This is a genomic window from Streptomyces sp. NPDC026417, assembly GCF_055567695.1.
In genome coordinates this window covers 1-2,061 of sequence record NZ_JBVHPY010000112.1, presented here as the reverse complement: position 1 = coordinate 2,061, position 2,061 = coordinate 1, and the positions used below count along the sequence as shown (strand labels likewise).

The following is a 2,061-nucleotide window of genomic DNA, read 5'->3' as shown; positions in this document are numbered from 1 at the left end:
CCAGCGCAGTCCGCTCAGCATCCGACAGGATCAACTCGGCCTTCGGCCGCCCAGTACGTGCCACCCCACAACCCTACACATCTAAATGGAATTCCTGACTCAGAAGACTAGTCGACGAGGTCTTCGCCACGTTGGACAAGCAGACCGTGACCGTTCCGGGGACCGAGGTTGCCGCGCTGATCGTCCCGAGCCTGGCCGCCCCATTGACGGCCGTGCTCGACCAGCACAAGCTGCTGGCCGGGCGGATCGAGAAACTGCTGGAGGCTCACCCTCTTTCGAAGACTTCTCAATGCCAATGTCAAGCCGCGTCGGGTGCCGTCCGGGTGAGATCACCCGGCTGGTGCAATGGTCACCTCGACGGCACGTCTTTGAATTGCGAGGACCTCCATCTCGACGAGCGTGCCGATGAGACCGTTCTCGGCGAGTTGCGTGGCCTGTGCTCGTGCTTCGCCAAGGGATTGTTCCCGTGCGTCCCGGAGGGCCTGCAGCACGGGAACGAGGCTCGGCATGTTTCCAGACAGGCGAAGTCGAGCGGACCCGTGTGTTTGTAGCAGAGCTTGTCGGATGTTCTCGGGCGTAACGGGGCCGCTATCTTGCTCGCACCATGAATTCGGACAGTCTGCGCCTCGTCCTTCGGTGCCCCGACAGAGCATGCCGCGGTCGAAGAACTGACCGACATCGCAGGTCGTCGTGCCTCCGCAGGCACTGCACCGGCCTGTGACCTGTACTCCTTGTGTGATCACAGGGGTCTCCTCGGCGTTATGGGTCCATGCTGAGGAGATCCTCCCTGAGAGGTCGGCTTCGGTCGACAGATTTGCGATCGGCGAGAGGCCCTATTGGGTGGTTGCCACCGGTGGCATGAGTTTGTACTGCCGGTGGTCCCGGAGAAGTGCCCACAGCACGTTGACTCGTCGCCTGGCCAGCGCCAGGACTGCTTGGGAGTGCCTCTTGCCCTCGGCTCGTTTGCGGTCGTAGTATCGGCGGGATTCCGAGCAGGAGGTGATGCTGCTCATGGCTGCCAGGAACAGGGCTCGTTGTAGACGCCGGTGGTATCGCTTGGGGCAGTGACGATTGCCGCTGATCTTGCCTGAGTCCCGGGGCGCCGGTGCCAGGCCGGCGTAGGTCGCCAGACGATCAGGGCTGCCGAAGAGATCCATGTCGCCACCGATGGCGGCCAGGATCTCGGCTCCGAGCAGGATGCCGATCCTGGGCATGCTGGCAATGATGGCGGCCTGCTCATGGGCGCCGAAGGAAGTCTCGATCTGCCGGTCGATTTCGTTGATCTTCTCGTTGAGCGCGATCACTTCGCGGGCGAGGGTGGCTGCGATTGTCTTTTCTCCGGCGACGCTGGTGTGCTGCCGTTCGGCGGCTTCCATAGCGGTGCGGGCCAGGGCTCCGCACCAGCGGAGCTTTCGGTTCCGGAGCCACTGTTCGAGGCGGCTGGCGCCGAGGCGGCGGATGGACGCTGGTGTCTGGTAGCCGGTGAGGAAGACCAGGGGGCCGTGGTTGCCCAGGTCGAGGGCGCGCTCGAACGCGGGGAAGATGCCGGTCAGGAGGCCGCGAAGGCGGTTGACGGTCCGGGTGCGGTCGCAGACCAGGCCGGGGCGGCGGCCGGTGAGCAGACGGAGCTCGATGATGGCTTCCAGCTTGCTGCCGTCCCCGTCGATGACGAAGCAGTGGTGGTGGCTCTTGCCGGCATCGATGCCGGCCCAGATGCGGTTCAATCGTGATCCCGGGTGAGTCGTACGGATTCTCTCGTGCAGACGAACCTCGCCGGCGTTGTCCTACTCAGCGATCTACTCGCACCTCTCAATGAGCGGCCCCGGCCGTCGGTGGGGTCCTGGGCGGCCAAGTCTGTTCAGCCACGAGCGGCGACACCTCAGCAGCCCCTCCCAGAACCCCCAGGCGACAGGACCCGACGAATGGCCCGATCAACCCGCCTAGAAGGTAGGACACCTCATGGTGCTAAGACCGTGTCCTGCATGGTCAGTTTGAGGAGCCGTTTGTAGCAGCAGAGGGCTGCGGCCAGTCCGAGAAAGGCCAGGTAGTTGCCTGGTTTCC

General features: G+C 64.1%; 2 pseudogenes. One reads left to right on the top strand and one right to left on the bottom strand.

Going from position 1 to position 2,061, the window contains the following annotated elements:
• Window positions 1–104 precede the first annotated feature (104 nt).
• Window positions 105–281 (top strand): annotated as a pseudogene (locus tag ACZ4NT_RS39245) (IS110 family transposase); the annotation flags it as partial.
• Between the two features lie 552 nt (window positions 282–833).
• Here the strand turns inward: ACZ4NT_RS39245 and ACZ4NT_RS39240 are convergent.
• A pseudogene (locus ACZ4NT_RS39240) lies at window positions 834–1,643 on the bottom strand (IS110 family RNA-guided transposase); the annotation flags it as partial.
• Between the last annotated feature and the right edge of the window lie 418 nt (window positions 1,644–2,061).